The sequence below is a fragment of the Streptomyces sp. GL_140 genome, assembly GCF_057834465.1.
Genome location: NZ_CM174404.1, coordinates 7001870 through 7015431, shown reverse-complemented (window position 1 = coordinate 7015431; position 13562 = coordinate 7001870). Strand labels below are relative to the sequence as shown.

At 72.1% G+C, this 13562-nt stretch carries 9 protein-coding genes, 2 pseudogenes and 1 riboswitch; of the genes and pseudogenes, 7 read left to right on the top strand and 4 right to left on the bottom strand.

The window, feature by feature from the left end; translation table 11 throughout:
• Window positions 1-14: 14 nt before the first annotated feature.
• From AC3IYJ_RS32675 to AC3IYJ_RS32655, 5 genes and pseudogenes are all read left to right on the top strand, one after another.
• Entirely contained in the window at window positions 15-821 is an 807-nt protein-coding gene (locus tag AC3IYJ_RS32675; RefSeq protein ID WP_489398101.1) for a helix-turn-helix domain-containing protein, read from the top strand.
• A 210-nt stretch (window positions 822-1031) separates the two neighbouring features.
• Window positions 1032-2117 (top strand): hypothetical protein, encoded by a 1086-nt coding sequence (locus tag AC3IYJ_RS32670; RefSeq protein WP_489398100.1) that lies wholly within the window; start codon window positions 1032-1034, stop codon window positions 2115-2117.
• Window positions 2114-2665, top strand: coding sequence for a toxin-antitoxin system, toxin component (locus AC3IYJ_RS32665; protein ID WP_489398099.1), 552 nt, complete (start codon window positions 2114-2116; stop codon window positions 2663-2665). The genes AC3IYJ_RS32670 and AC3IYJ_RS32665 overlap by 4 nt, the downstream gene beginning before the upstream one ends.
• A gap of 115 nt (window positions 2666-2780) precedes the next feature.
• Complete coding sequence (locus AC3IYJ_RS32660; protein ID WP_489398098.1) at window positions 2781-4304, top strand: NAD(P)/FAD-dependent oxidoreductase; 1524 nt, start codon at window positions 2781-2783, stop codon at window positions 4302-4304.
• Window positions 4301-5329: pseudogene (locus AC3IYJ_RS32655) on the top strand (MAB_1171c family putative transporter); the annotation flags it as partial. The gene AC3IYJ_RS32660 and the pseudogene AC3IYJ_RS32655, both read left to right, overlap by 4 nt.
• A 60-nt stretch (window positions 5330-5389) precedes the next feature.
• Here the strand turns inward: AC3IYJ_RS32655 and AC3IYJ_RS32650 are convergent.
• A pseudogene (locus AC3IYJ_RS32650) lies at window positions 5390-6793 on the bottom strand (peptide MFS transporter); the annotation flags it as partial.
• 152 nt (window positions 6794-6945) lie between these two features.
• On the bottom strand, window positions 6946-7851 hold the full coding sequence (locus AC3IYJ_RS32645) for a bifunctional 5,10-methylenetetrahydrofolate dehydrogenase/5,10-methenyltetrahydrofolate cyclohydrolase (RefSeq protein ID WP_489398097.1): 906 nt from the start codon (window positions 7849-7851) through the stop codon (window positions 6946-6948).
• 28 nt (window positions 7852-7879) lie between these two features.
• Window positions 7880-7973, bottom strand: a riboswitch (ZMP/ZTP riboswitch).
• A gap of 92 nt (window positions 7974-8065) precedes the next feature.
• On the opposite strand from AC3IYJ_RS32645, the gene AC3IYJ_RS32640 reads away from it, so the two are divergent.
• Window positions 8066-8827 (top strand): methyltransferase domain-containing protein, encoded by a 762-nt coding sequence (locus AC3IYJ_RS32640; RefSeq protein WP_489398096.1) that lies wholly within the window; start codon window positions 8066-8068, stop codon window positions 8825-8827.
• Window positions 8828-9039: 212 nt separating this feature from the next.
• A complete protein-coding gene (locus AC3IYJ_RS32635) occupies window positions 9040-10614 on the top strand; it encodes an RNA polymerase sigma factor (protein ID WP_489398095.1) in 1575 nt (524 codons plus the stop codon).
• 3 nt (window positions 10615-10617) lie between these two features.
• Here the strand turns inward: AC3IYJ_RS32635 and AC3IYJ_RS32630 are convergent, their stop codons facing one another.
• On the bottom strand, window positions 10618-12420 hold the full coding sequence (locus tag AC3IYJ_RS32630) for a vWA domain-containing protein (protein ID WP_489398094.1): 1803 nt from the start codon (window positions 12418-12420) through the stop codon (window positions 10618-10620).
• Complete coding sequence (locus AC3IYJ_RS32625; protein ID WP_489398093.1) at window positions 12417-13478, bottom strand: ATP-binding protein; 1062 nt, start codon at window positions 13476-13478, stop codon at window positions 12417-12419. Before AC3IYJ_RS32625 ends, AC3IYJ_RS32630 begins: the two co-directional genes overlap by 4 nt.
• Between the last annotated feature and the right edge of the window lie 84 nt (window positions 13479-13562).

Here is a 13562-nt window from a genome sequence, read left to right as displayed (position 1 = left end):
TTACCGTCGGGGCCATGACGACGACGGCAACGGTGGGAACGCTGCTCCGCACCTGGCGGGAGCGGCGCGGGATCAGCCAGCTGGAGCTGGCGGGCCGCGCCGACTCCTCGTCGCGGCACATCAGCTTCGTGGAGACCGGCCGGTCGCGGCCGAGCGAGGAGATGGTCCTGCGGCTCGCGGACCACCTCGACGTGCCGGTCCGCGACCGCAACGCCCTGCTGGTGGCGGCCGGCTACGCGCCGCGCTACCCCCACACCCCGCTGGACGACCCCTCGATGGGGGCGCTCCGGGAGGGGCTGGAGCGGCTGCTGACCGGCTACGAGCCGTATCCGGCCCTGGTGGTGGACGGGACGTACACGGTGATCGCGGCCAACCGGGGCATCGCGATGCTGCTGGACGGGGTCCCCGAGGACCTGCTGGAGCCGCCGCTGAACGCCATGCGGCTCATCCTGCACCCGCGGGGGCTCGCCCCGCGGATCCGCAACCTCCCCGAGTGGCGCGGTCACCTGCTGGCCCAGATGGAGCGGCAGATCGCCCTGGCCCGCTCGGAGCCGCTGCGCGCGCTGTACGAGGAGGTGGCGGCCTACCCCGTGGGCCCCGGGTCGGCGTCGGCTCCGGCGCCGGACCCGGCCCCGTACGAGGCGGTCCCCCACGTCGCGCTGCCGCTGATCGTCGAACACGACGGGCACGTGCTGTCCTTCCTGTCCTGCGTCTCCACCTTCAACACGCCGATGGACGTGACCGTCGCCGAGCTGGCCATCGAGACCTTCCTCCCGGCCGACCCGGCGACGGCGAAGTACCTCCGCTCGACGGCGCCCTGACCCCGCGGCCCCGGCCCCAGCGACCCCCGGATGCCCGGCCTGCCGTCCGTGGCCGGAATGCGGTTGCCGGGACCGCGTGCGCGGCCCCACATTTTTTGAGCCGGACGGAAGGAAAGGTTGGGGGCACCCTGTTCCGCCACGGAACCGGGAGATACGCTCCACGCAGAGCAACCAATTCGAAACCTCTCTCTACTGACGGAGAAACTCCCGGTGCCTGCCACCGCGCGACCCGACCTCACCGCGGCCTGGGGCCGTGTCGTGGCGTTGGCGGAGCAGCGCGGCCAGGATCCGGAGCACGTGCTCGCCGTGGAGCGGCTGAGCCACCTGTCCGGGGTGGAGCCGGCACGCATCCCGCGGGTCCTGGCCGGAAACACCACCGAACTGCCCCTGTACGAGCGGGTGCACCAGCGCTTCCTGCGACTGCGCGCCACCCGCCGCGACAAGCACGGCAGGGAGTGGCCGCTGGCCGCCATAGCCGAGGACTTCGACGCGCCTGGCGCCTCCCTCGGCCCGCTCAACGCGGGCACCGGACTGCCCCGGCTCGGCCACGCGGCCGGCGTCCAGCGGTTCTTCGGGGTCTACGCCGGATTCCTGCTCGCCGACAGCAAGAGCGCCGTGGCACGGGCCCTGGCCACCACCGGAAGCGGACTGGCCGACTCCGCCACCGGCGGCACGGGCGACCTCGAACACCTCTCGTACCTCACCGGCATCACCCCGCACGCCATCCGGCTCACCCTCGACGGCAACCCGCCGCGGCTCCCGCTGAAGGAGCAGGTCCGCCAGAGGTTCGAGCACCTGCGCCGCACCCGTCCCCGCGAGGACGGCCAGCCCCACTCCCTCTCCGCCATCGCGGGCTCCTTCGACGCCTCGGGCCAGTCCCTGACCCGTCTCGCGCAGGGCGAGGGGCTGCCCAACCTCGCGGCGGCCGCCGGGATCCAGCGCTTCTACGGGGTCGAGGCCGGTTTCCTGCTGGCCGACGACACCGAGGCCCTCGCCGCCACCCTGGCGGGGATCGAGCGCGAGCTGGCGTCCGCGGAGCGGCCCGCGGAGAACCCGATGCTCGCCGTGATGCGGGCCCACGACGTACGCAGCATCGTCACCCGGGCGGGCAGGCTCTCGCCGGGCGGATGGAAGTCGCTGGCCGACCACCTGGACGACCTGCTCGCGCGCGAGGGACAGCTGGGCCGCCCGGCCGCCCCGCCCCCACGCCGGGGCGAGGGCGGGGACCGGGGCGAGGACCAGGGTGACGCACGCAGCGCAGGCAACGACCGCACCGCCGGAGGGGAAGCGCCATGAGGACCACACGCGCCATGCGCAAGCTCGGCGCCGACCTGGTGGCGGCCGCCCGCCTGACCCCGGACACCGATGCCGCCGGCATCATCGCGGCGCTGTGCACCGCCTACGGACGCGGCCGCGAACGTCCGGTGCTGTTCCGGTTCGCCGCCTTCCCGCCCGACACGGCCAGCGGGCTGTGGCTCGAGATGGAGGACCGCGACCTCCTCGTCATCGAGGAGCGCACCCGGCCCGAACACCAACTCGTCATCGCCTGCCACGAGCTGTGGCACATGGACGAGGGCACCTGCGACCGGCACGGCACCGGCATGGCGGTCGCGGCCCGGCTGACGGGACGCCACGGCGGTCTGGCGGAGCTGCTGCTCTCCGAGGACGGACTGAGCTCCGTCGTCCGGCAGGCCGCGGCCCGCGCCGACCGGGAGGATCCGGCGGAGATCCGCGCGGAGACCTTCGGACTGCACCTCGGACTGATCCTCAAGACGTTCCTTCCACCACCCCGGGAAGAGCAAGTCCCCGAAGCGATCGAGCGCATCAAGTCCTCGTTCGGCTAGGGAGGTTGAGCGCGGCCCAGGTGTCCGCACCCGGCGGCCGGCCTCCGCCCACCCGCCGACGCACTTCCTCCGCCGATGCGTTTGCGCACGGCCCTGACAGAGAGCACCACACACGATGACCCAGTCTTCCCCGCCCCGCCACGCCGTCGTCATCGGCGGCAGCCTGGCCGGCCTGCTCACGGCAGCCGTCCTCGCCGAGCACGCGACGGTCACGATCATCGAGGCGGACGCCCTGCCGGACGGCCCGGAGTCGCGCCGCGGACTCCCCCAGGCCCGGCACACCCACCTCCTGTGGTCGGGCGGCGCCCGCGCCATCGAGGAGATCCTGCCCGGGATCACCGACGACTGGCAGGCAGCCGGGGCCTTCCGCCGCAGCCTGCCCACCGACCTGGTCAGCAAGACCGCCCAGGGCTGGCTGCCGCGCCACGGCGAGATGCAGTTCAACATCTCCTGCAGCCGCGACCTCCTCGACTCCGTGATCCGGTCCCGCGTCATCGGGCTGGACGGGGTCAGCACCCTCCAGCGGAGCCGGGTGCGCGCCCTGGAAGGCGGCGCCGACCGGATAACCGGTGTCCGGGTGGACACCCCGGACGAGGAGAACCGGCTGGTCACCGCCGATCTCGTGGTCGACGCGAGCGGCCGCGGCTCGCGCGCCCGCACCTGGCTGGAGGCGCTCGGCGTGAGCGACCTCAAGGAGGCCGGGGTGGACTCCGGCCTCGTCTACGCGACCCGCATCTTCGAGGCCCCCGAAGGCGCCCACGCCATGGGGTTCCCCATCATCAACGTGCAGTCCGACCCGCGGGTGCCCGTACCCGGCCAGACGGCGACGATCGTCCCGATCGAGAACGGCCAGTGGCAGGCCACCCTCTCCGGCACCTACGGCGGCCAGCCCACCTCCGACCCGGAGGCCTTCATCCCCTTCGCCAAGGGGGTCCGCGACCCGATCGTCGGCGAACTCCTGGAAGGCAAGAAGCCGTTGACCGGCGTCTCCGTCACCCAGGGCACCGCCAACCGCCGGATCTTCTTCGAGAAGGCGGCGCTCCCCGACGGCTTCTTCGCCGTCGGCGACTCGGTCGCCACCTTCAACCCGCTCTACGGCCAGGGCATGACGGTCGCGGCCCAGGGCATCCTCGCCGTCCGTACGCTGCTGCGCGCCAAGGGCCTGGCACACCCCGCCATCGGCATCGAGGCGCAGCGCGCCATCGCCCCGCAGGTTGCCGTCGCCTGGGACCTCGCCACCTCGCAGGACATCCTGTACCCGGGTGCCACCGGCATGAAGCCGCGCGCCGGGGCCGGACTGCTCAACGCGTACGTCGACCGGCTGATGACCGGCGCGACCACCAAGGAATCGCTCACCGCCGCCCTGCTCCAGGTCATCACCATGAACCGGCCGCCCACGTACTGGGTCCGCCCCGGCGTGGTCTGGGAGGTGCTGCGGGCCTCCGAGCGCGGCGCCCTGAAGGCGGCTCCGCTGACGGCCGCGGAGCGGACGGTCGCGGGCCTGGACCAGGACGGGCCGGCGGTGCCCGCCGAGGCGGTCGGGACCGCCGAACCCGAGACCCGGACCGAGACCCCGGCCGAGATCCCGGCCGAGACCCGGACCGCGGACCCCGGCGACCCCGTCGGACGGGCGCGATGACGGAGAGCCTCGTCTTCTACGTGACGGGGGTCGTGACCGCCACGGCACTGATCGTCAAGGCGCCGACGTTACGCCGCGGCTGGGACCAGCCCCTCATGCGCGCCGTGTTCACCCTTCTCGTCGTGGGCACGCTCGCCGTCTTCCTCTCGGCGCCTCCGACCATCGTGGCCGTCAACAGGCTGACCGGGGTCGTCAACTTCTCGGCCCCCCTGGTCTACAGCCTGCTCACCGCCTTCTCCGGCGCCTGCATCGTGCTGATCCTGCACTGGAGCGGCCCCGCGACCCCGGCCGTGCGCCGGGCCACGCGGCTGACCGTGGCCGCGTACGGCGCCGTGACCGTGGCGATCGTCGCCCTGTTCGCCAAGGGCGAGGCACCGGTCGAGCAACTGAGGGCCATGGACACGTACTACGCCAACACGCCGTGGCTGCGCGAGATGATCATCTGCTACCTGTCCGCACACACCGTGGGCAGCACCGCGCTCACCGTGCTGTGCTGGAAGTGGCTGCGCCGGCTGGATCCGGCGATGCGGCGGCTGCGTACGGGACTCGCCCTGCTCATGCTCGGCGGAGCGTTCGACCTGGCCTTCCTCGGCGTGAAGTGGACCGCGGTGGGGGCACGGTGGCGCGGCGGGGACCTGGACTACCTGTCCACGTACGTGGCGCCGCCGCTGGCCGCCTTCGCGGCCCTGCTGGTCGGAGCCGGTTTCCTGGTGCCGCTGGTCGGCGGATGTGCGCCCTGGCGGGACTACAGCCGCTACCGGCGGCTGCAGCCCCTCTGGGCGGCGCTGCGCGGATTCTCCCCGTGCGGGATGCGGCCCGTGCCGCTGACCTGGTGGTCCCCGGTCGGGATCCGGCTGATCCACCGCGAATCGGTGATCGACGACGGAATCCTGGCGCTCGTGTGGTGGTTCGACCCCGCCGTGCGCGAGGAGGCGTACGAGGCCGCGCGCGCCCAGGGCCGGCCCGAGCGGCACGCCGCCCTGGTGGCGGACGCGGCCATGCTGGCGGACGCCTGCCAGCGCCGGGCGGCGGCCGAACTGGCGGGCGTGCGCGGGAGCGGGGCCGCGCCGGGCCGCGAGGCAGACCATCACCGCGCCGGCCGCGATCACCATCGCGCCCTGCCACAGGAAGTTCCAGCTCTGGCCGACGACCGCGTCGAGCCGGGGCAGCTGCGCGCCGATCGCGTCTCCGGTGGCGGCCGCGAGGAACCAGACGCCCATCATCTGGTTGGTGAAGGCGCGCGGGGCGAGCTTCGTGGTGACCGACAGGCCCACCGGGCTCAGGCACATCTCGCCCATCACCTGGATGACGTAGACGCCCACCAGCCACATCAGCGAGACCTTGACGCCCTTGGAGGCGATGGCGGCGGCGCCCGACATGACCACGAAGGACGCGCCGGTCAGCAGCAGGGCCAGGCCGAACTTGAACGGGGTGCTCATGTGCTTGCCCCGCCGCACCCAGAAGGCGGCGAAGACCGGGGCCAGGACGATCACGAACAGCGAGGGCAGCGACTGGGTCCAGCTGGCCGGGATGTGCCACCCCAGCAGGGACAGGTCGGTCTTCTGGGCGGCGAACAGGTTCAGCTCGTTGCCCATCTGGTCGTAGACCAGCCAGAACAGCGTGGCGGCCAGGAACAGCCAGACGTAGGCGCGCAGCCGGGTCCTCTCGACCGCGTCCACCTTGGGGCTGCGGTACATCGAGAGCAGCACTCCGGCGGGGACCACCACGGCGACGATCGTGAGCACGAAGGTGATGTTGTCGATGCTCAGGGCGTGCGCGGCAACCAGCAGGCCGATCAGGACGGCCGTGAAGACCAGGCCGTACGAGGAGCTCCGGCGCACCTTGGACCGCTCGGCGGGGGTCAGCCGGACCACCGGCTCCTCGCGCAGCTGCCCCGCGAGCCTGCGGCCGCCGAGGACGTACTGGACCAGGCCCAGCGCCATGCCGACGGCGGCGGCGCCGAAGCCGAGGTGCCAGTTGACCTCCTCGCCGAGGTAGCCGACGACGAGCGGGGCGATGACCGCGCCGAGGTTGATGCCCATGTAGAAGATCGAATAGCCGGCGTCGCGGCGCTGGTCGTCCTCGGGGGCGTACAGCCGGCCGACGAGGGCGGAGATGTTCGGCTTGAGCAGGCCGGTGCCGATGACGATGAGGACCAGGCCGGGCCAGACGAAGACCGGGTTCGGGACGGCCATCAGGGCGTGGCCGGCCATGATGACCACGCCACCCCACAGGACGGCGCGGCGGGCGCCGAGGAAGCGGTCGGCGATCCAGCCGCCGGGCAGTGCCAGCAGCGAGATCATGGCCATGTAGACGCCTTCGACGGCCTCGGCGGTGCCCTCGTGGAGGCCCATGCCGCCATGCCCGCGGGAGGCCGCGAGGAAGTGCACGAGGATGGCGACCATGCCGTAGAGGCTGAAGCGCTCCCACAGCTCGGCGAGGACCAGGGTGGCGAGTCCGCGCGGGTGGCGCTGCCGCGTCTTGTGCATATCCATCGATGCGTTCACATATGGATTGCACCGGCGGGGCGGGCGGCCCGGATCGGCCTTTCGGCCCGTTACCCACGGGAACACAACGCCCCGGACCGAAGGGCCCGGGGCGTTCGTCGCACGGCGTCCCGCCGCGGCGGGGCGAAGGTCGCTCAGAGGTCGGCGAGCGCCAGACCGGCCTGCGCGGCGGCCGCCTGGACGGTCTGCTCCAGGAGCACCGCGATGGTCATCGGGCCGACACCGCCCGGTACGGGGGTGATCAGCGAGGCGCGGGCGGCGGCCGACTCGAAGTGGACGTCGCCGACGTTGCCCTCGTTGTACCCGGCGTCGAGGACCACCGCGCCCGGCTTGATGTCCTCGCCCCGGATGAACTCGGCCTTGCCGACGGCGGCGACCAGCACGTCCGCCTGGCGCACGATGGACGGCAGGTCCACGGTGCGGGAGTGGCAGTAGGTGACGGTGGCGTTCTGCTCCAGGAGCAGCATCCCGGCCGGCTTGCCCAGGATGGCGCTGCGGCCGACGACCACGGCGTGCTTGCCGGTCAGGTCCACGTCGTAGGCGGCGAGCAGGCGCATGATGCCGCCGGGGGTGCAGGAGACGAAGCCCGGCAGGCCGAAACCCATGGCGGCGAAGGAGTGCATGGTGACCCCGTCGACGTCCTTGCCGGGGGCGATGGCCTCAAAGGCGGCGCGCTCGTCGATGTGGTGCGGAACCGGGTGCTGAAGCAGGATGCCGCTGATCTCCGGGTCCTCGGAGAGCGCGGTCAGGGTGGCGACGAGCTCCTCGGTGGTGGTCGCGGCCGGCAGCTCCACGTGGCGGGAGGTGATCCCGGCCTTCGCGCAGCGGTTCTGCTTCATGCGGACGTAGGTGACGGACGCGGGGTCCTCGCCGACCAGCACGGTCGCCAGACAGGGTGCGGTGCCGGTGCGCTCGGTGATCTTCGCGGCGTACTCGGCGGTCTGCTCCGAGATGCGGCGGGCCAGCGCGGTGCCGTCCATCAGTCGGGCGGTCCGGGTGCCTGCGGCCTGCGTGTCCACGGTGGTCTGGGCAGTCGTCATGGGGTCTCCTGAGCGTCGCTGCGGAATCGCGGTTCGCCCAGGCGCGCGGCAGTCGACGTACGGGAGCACGCCGGGCCGCTCCCCGGTGGTGATCCACCCGAACGCCAGTCACGGCCCGCCGCCCAGTGTAGGCGAACCCCCGGCGGTTCCGGCGGGGCCCCCGGGGTCGTGCAATCCGGTGGATGACCCGGCCCCTGGCTGGGAGGATCTAGACATGACGCCCACATTCGACCATCTCGTCGCGGAAGCCGAGTCCGTATCCGTGGACGGCTGGGACTTCTCCTGGCTCGAAGGCAGGGCCACCGAACAGAGGCCCTCCTGGGGCTATCAGCGTCTCCTCGGGGAGCACCTGGCCCGCGTCCGCTCCGCCCTCGACATCCAGACCGGCGGCGGCGAGGTGCTCGCCGGAGCCGGACCGCTGCCCCGGCTGATGGCCGCCACCGAGTCCTGGCCGCCGAACATCGACAGAGCGACCCGGCTGCTGCACCCGCTCGGCGCGGTGGTGGTCTCGGACAGCGACGAGCCCCCGCTGCCCTTCGGCGACGAGGCGTTCGAGTTCGTCTCCAGCCGGCATCCCGTGACGATCTGGTGGGAGGAGATCGCCCGGGTGCTGCGGCCCGGCGGCACGTACTTCTCCCAGCAGGTCGGTCCGGCAAGCGTCTTCGAGCTGGTCGAGTACTTCCTGGGCCCGCAGCCCGAGGAGATCCGGCGCTCGCGCCACCCCGACGACGCGGTCGCCGACGCCACGAAGGCCGGGCTGGAGGTGGTCGATCTGCGCTCGGAGCGACTGCGGACGGAGTTCCACGACATCGGAGCCGTGATCTACTTTCTACGGAAGGTGATCTGGATGGTGCCCGGCTTCACGGTCGGGCGGCACCGGGACCGGTTGCGCGAGCTGCACGAACAGATCGAACGCGAAGGCCCGTTCATCGCGCACACCGCCCGATTCCTCATCGAGGCCCGCAAAACGGGCTGACAAAAGGGCGGACGCGGCCACCGCCGATCGGTTGCCCGGTCACAGCGTGGCGCAGGTCACTCAATTCAGCGCGTAACGAATCTACTCGGGCGTGCGATGAACCGACAGGTGTCCTCGTGCGGCTCGGAATACAAACCCCCCTCGGGTCTGTTTCCCGAGTCCGCGCGATGATGTCCCGCCACCCCTTATCTGTTCGCAACGAGAGGCTCCTTGTGTCGCTCAGCCCGTCCCGTACGTTCCCCACGGAGATCGCCGAATCCGAGGCCCTGGTCGCTCTTGTCGAGCGCGGCCGCGAGCAGGGTCACATCAACGGTGATGACGTGCGCCAGGCCTTCGAGGCCGGCCGCATCCCGGTGGACCAGTGGAAGCGGGTCCTGCGCAGCCTGAACCAGGTCCTCGACGAGGAAGGTGTCGCACTTCACGTCAGTGCGGCGCCCGCGACGAAGGCTCCCGCCAAGAAGGCGCGCAAGGCGGCCGCCGCTCCGGCCCGCACCGTCGCCAAGAAGGCTGCCGCCCCGCCGCGCCTCATCGGCGCGCGCAAGACGGCCGCTCCGGCCACCGCCGCGGCGATATCCGACCCGTCGGCCTCCGGCACCGAGGAGGAGGTGGCGGCGGAAGCCGCCGCCGCACCGAAGAAGCGGACGGTCAAGAAGGCCGCCGTGAAGAAGACCGCCGTGAAGAAGACGGCTGCCACGAAGAAGGGCGCCAAGGACGGCGACGAGGGCGAGACCCCCGTGGCCGAGGGCGAGGACTGGGCAGCCGAGGACCTCGGAGACGACGAGGAGGAGAAGACCCCCAAGGCCGGCGGCACGCAGGGCTTCGTCCTGTCCGACGACGACGAGGACGACGCCCCGGCGCAGACGGTCATGGTCGCCGGCGCCACCGCCGACCCCGTCAAGGACTACCTCAAGCTCATCGGCAAGGTGCCGCTGCTCAACGCCGAGCAGGAGGTCGAGCTCGCCAAGCGCATCGAGGCCGGTCTCTTCTCCGAGTACAAGCTCGAAGAGGAGGAGGACCACAAGCCCGCGTTCAAGCGCGAGCTGGAGATCCTGGTCGAGGACGGCCGCCGCGCCAAGAACCACCTGCTGGAGGCCAACCTCCGCCTCGTGGTCTCGCTGGCCAAGCGCTACACCGGCCGCGGCATGCTCTTCCTGGACCTGATCCAGGAGGGCAACGTCGGCCTGATCCGCGCCGTGGAGAAGTTCGACTACACCAAGGGCTTCAAGTTCTCCACGTACGCCACCTGGTGGATCCGCCAGGCGATCACGCGCGCCATGGCCGACCAGTCGCGCACGATCCGTATCCCCGTCCACATGGTCGAGATCATCAACAAGCTGGCCCGCGTCCAGCGCCAGATGCTCCAGGACCTCGGCCGGGAGCCCACTCCGGAGGAGCTGGGCAAGGAACTCGACATGACCCCCGAGAAGGTCATCGAGGTCCAGAAGTACGGCCGCGAGCCGATCTCGCTCCACACCCCGCTGGGTGAGGAGGGCGACAGCGAGTTCGGTGACCTCATCGAGGACTCCGAGGCGGTCGTCCCGGCCGACGCGGTCTCCTTCACCTTCCTCCAGGAGCAGCTCCAGTCGATCCTGGGGACGCTCTCGGAGCGCGAGGCGGGCGTGGTCTCCATGCGCTACGGCCTCAACGACGGCCAGCCGAAGACCCTCGACGAGATCGGCCGCGTGTACGGGGTCACCCGTGAGCGCATCCGCCAGATCGAGTCGAAGACCATGTCCAAGCTCCGTCACCCGTCGCGTTCGCAGGTGCTGCGCGACTACCTCGACTAGAAGTCAGGTCAGCCGGAAGACCGGCCCCCGGGGTGTGAACGGCAGGGAGGCACCCTGCGGAACCAGGAAGGCGTGCTCGCGCCGGATCCGCAGGGTGTCGGTCCACCCGTCCGTGATCACCAGCACCGGGGCCCCGGGCGGGAAGTCCTCCGCCCGCAGCAGCAGGTCGATGCCCGGCTGCAGGACGGTCCCTCCCCGGCCGCGCACCTTCACCCGGCCGGCGATCTCGGTCGGGGGCAGATAGCCCGCGTCGTACGGCGCCGCATCGCAGAACACGACGCGTGCGGCCGGCACGTCGCGGGCTTCGGCGTACGAGGCGATGGCGCCGAGGGCCTTGCCGAGCAGGGCGGTGTCCATCGACCCCGAGGTGTCGAGCACCACGCCGAAGGTGCAGCGGGCGGTCTCCTCGGCCGGGAAGTACCGGCCCGCGCGCGGGATGTCCGGGGTGGAGGCCTGGCGGCGGGCCGGCCGCGCGAAGCTGCGTACCGGCTCCGGGCGGGGCACGTACTCGTCGAACCAGCGGGCCAGGCGCGCATCCCACGGCACCGGCGGGTGGGCCAGGGCCCGGATCTCCTGGATCAGCCCGGCGGGCAGCAGTCCGCGCTCCCCGTACTCGTGCAGGTCGAAGCCCTGGACCAGGCCGCGCCGGTAGAACTCGTCGAGGTCCGTGTACGATCCGCTGCCCGGGTGGACCAGCGGCTCGCCAAGGATGTCCCCGCGGCCCTTGCCGCGCAGGGTGGCGAGCCGGCGCATCCGGCGCAGGTCGGCGGTGATCCGGTCGTAGACCTCCTCCACGGAGAGGTCCCTCAGCTCCGGGTCGTACAGCAGCCCTTCGGGCATCTCGCCGACGCCCATCTCCACGAGCCAGCCGTTGACCACGTAGTCCGCGGCCACGTTGTGCAGGTACGGGTCACGGGCGCCGCAGCGCTCGCCGTGGCGCAGGGCGGCGTGCAGCATCTCGTGGGCCAGGACGAACCGCCACTCCTCGTCGGCGAAGGTACGCAGCGGGTTGACGTAGATCTCCCCGGCGCTCGCGCTGACGGCGGCGATGTCGATGCCCTGGGCGCGGGCGAGCTCGGCGTCGGCGACGAGCCGCAGCCCGGCGGCGAGGCCTCCGAGCAGCGGGTACGAGGAGACGAACCAGTTCAGGGCCCGCTCCCACGGCTGCGGCCGGTGCCCCTCGCGGCCGGCGGCCAGGTCCATGGTGGCGGACACGGACCGGGTGAGGGCGTGGGCGAAGCCTGTCTGCCAGTCGGGGACCGCGCTCCAGTGCGTCCAGGACTCCAGGATCTGGTCGGGGGCGCCGGCGGCGCTCGTACCGCAGTCCCCGTAGTGCGGCGGGACCCCGTCCTGGCGCCAGGCGCGGGCGAGCTGCTCCTCGTCGCCGCCCGGGTACGCGTCGGGCAGCCGGTCCGGGGCCCGGCCGACGGCGAAGGTCAGCAGGAAGCGGTTGACCACCACGCAGCGGGCGGCCAGGTCGGCGCGGTCGGGCTGCGGCCGGTCGGGCTCCTTGGCGGCGGGCACGTGCCCGAAGCCGAGGTGGAGCAGGCAGTGCGCCAGGGCCCAGGCCCACTCGGCGGGGTCCGCCCGCCGGGTGGGGTGCGCGTGGATCGTGCCATTGGAGGTGACCACGGCGAGCCCGGCGGTGTTGCAGTGCGCGCACCGGTCGCTGCGGCAGTGGGTGGCGGAGACGGCGTTCAGGGCGGGGTTCTGCCCGACGGCGGCCCGCCCGGCCTCGTAGGCGAGGGTCGCCGGATCGGGCTTGGCCTGCTTGCCCTGCTGCTTGGAGGGCTTGCGGGTGGTCACTGGCGGGCCTCGACCAGCCGGGGCATGTCGCGGGCGGCTTCGATGAGGAACCAGGCGGGCAGCACGGGCAGGCCGTCCACGTCGTCGGCGATGACGGTCTGGGCGACCTCGACGGAGATCTCGGCGAGCTGCACGAGCAGGGACTTGGCACGGTAGGCGGTCTGCCGGACGGCGGGCGAGACGTGCTCCTTGCGGGCGGGGAGCTCCTTGACCAGGCGGCCCCGGAAGGCCTCGGCGAGGTAGTACAGCAGGTCGCGGTCCTCCAGGCGGGCGGGCCAGGAGGCCTCGCCCTTGATGACCGCCTCGATCCCGAAGGTATGGCGGACGATCTTGGCGTAGCCGCGGAAGGAGACGGCGTGCGAGGGGGTGAGGGTGCCGTGCGCGAGCACCCCGAGGGTCTGCTCGTCCAGGTCCCGCCCGAAGGAGTGCAGGGCGTCGGAGAGCATGTGCCAGGAGCGGGGCGTGGAGAACGGCTCCTCGCTCTTGGGCGGCTGCGACCACAGGTGGTCGGGGCGGTCGGTGACGTAGTCGACGACCCAGGGGTGGATGCCGTTCTCGCCCGCCCAGACCAGCCAGTCCTGCGCGGAGGCCTGGAGGTGGACGTGCGTCAGCCGGTTGACGAGCGCGGAGGCGATGGGACGGGCCAGGGCGTTGTCGGTTGCCCGGTTGCCCGCGCCGATGACGATGGAGCCCGCGGGCAGCTCGTATGAGCCGATCCGCCGGTCGAGGATGAGGGAGTAGAAGGCCTTCTGCACGTCCGGGCTCGCGGCGTTGAGCTCGTCGAGGAACAGGCAGTACGGCTCGTCGCGGGCGATGGCCTCGGGCGGGCAGAACACGGAGCGCCCGTCACGGATCTGCGGTACGCCGATCAGGTCCTCGGGCGCGAGCTGCGTACCGAGCAGGCTGACGCACTCCAGGCCCAGCGAGTCGGCGAACTTCCGCACGAGCGAGGACTTGCCGATCCCGGGGGCTCCCCACAGGAACACCGGCCGCACGGTGGCGAGTCCGAGGAGCAGTTCGGGTATCTGGGAGGGGGTGACGGTGACGGCAGCCTGCACGGGGGGAGTTCCTCATGATCGGGTGTGTGGTGCGCCCAGTGTGGACGCACCGTGTGTCCCGTAGCACCCGGTTTTCCCCCGCTC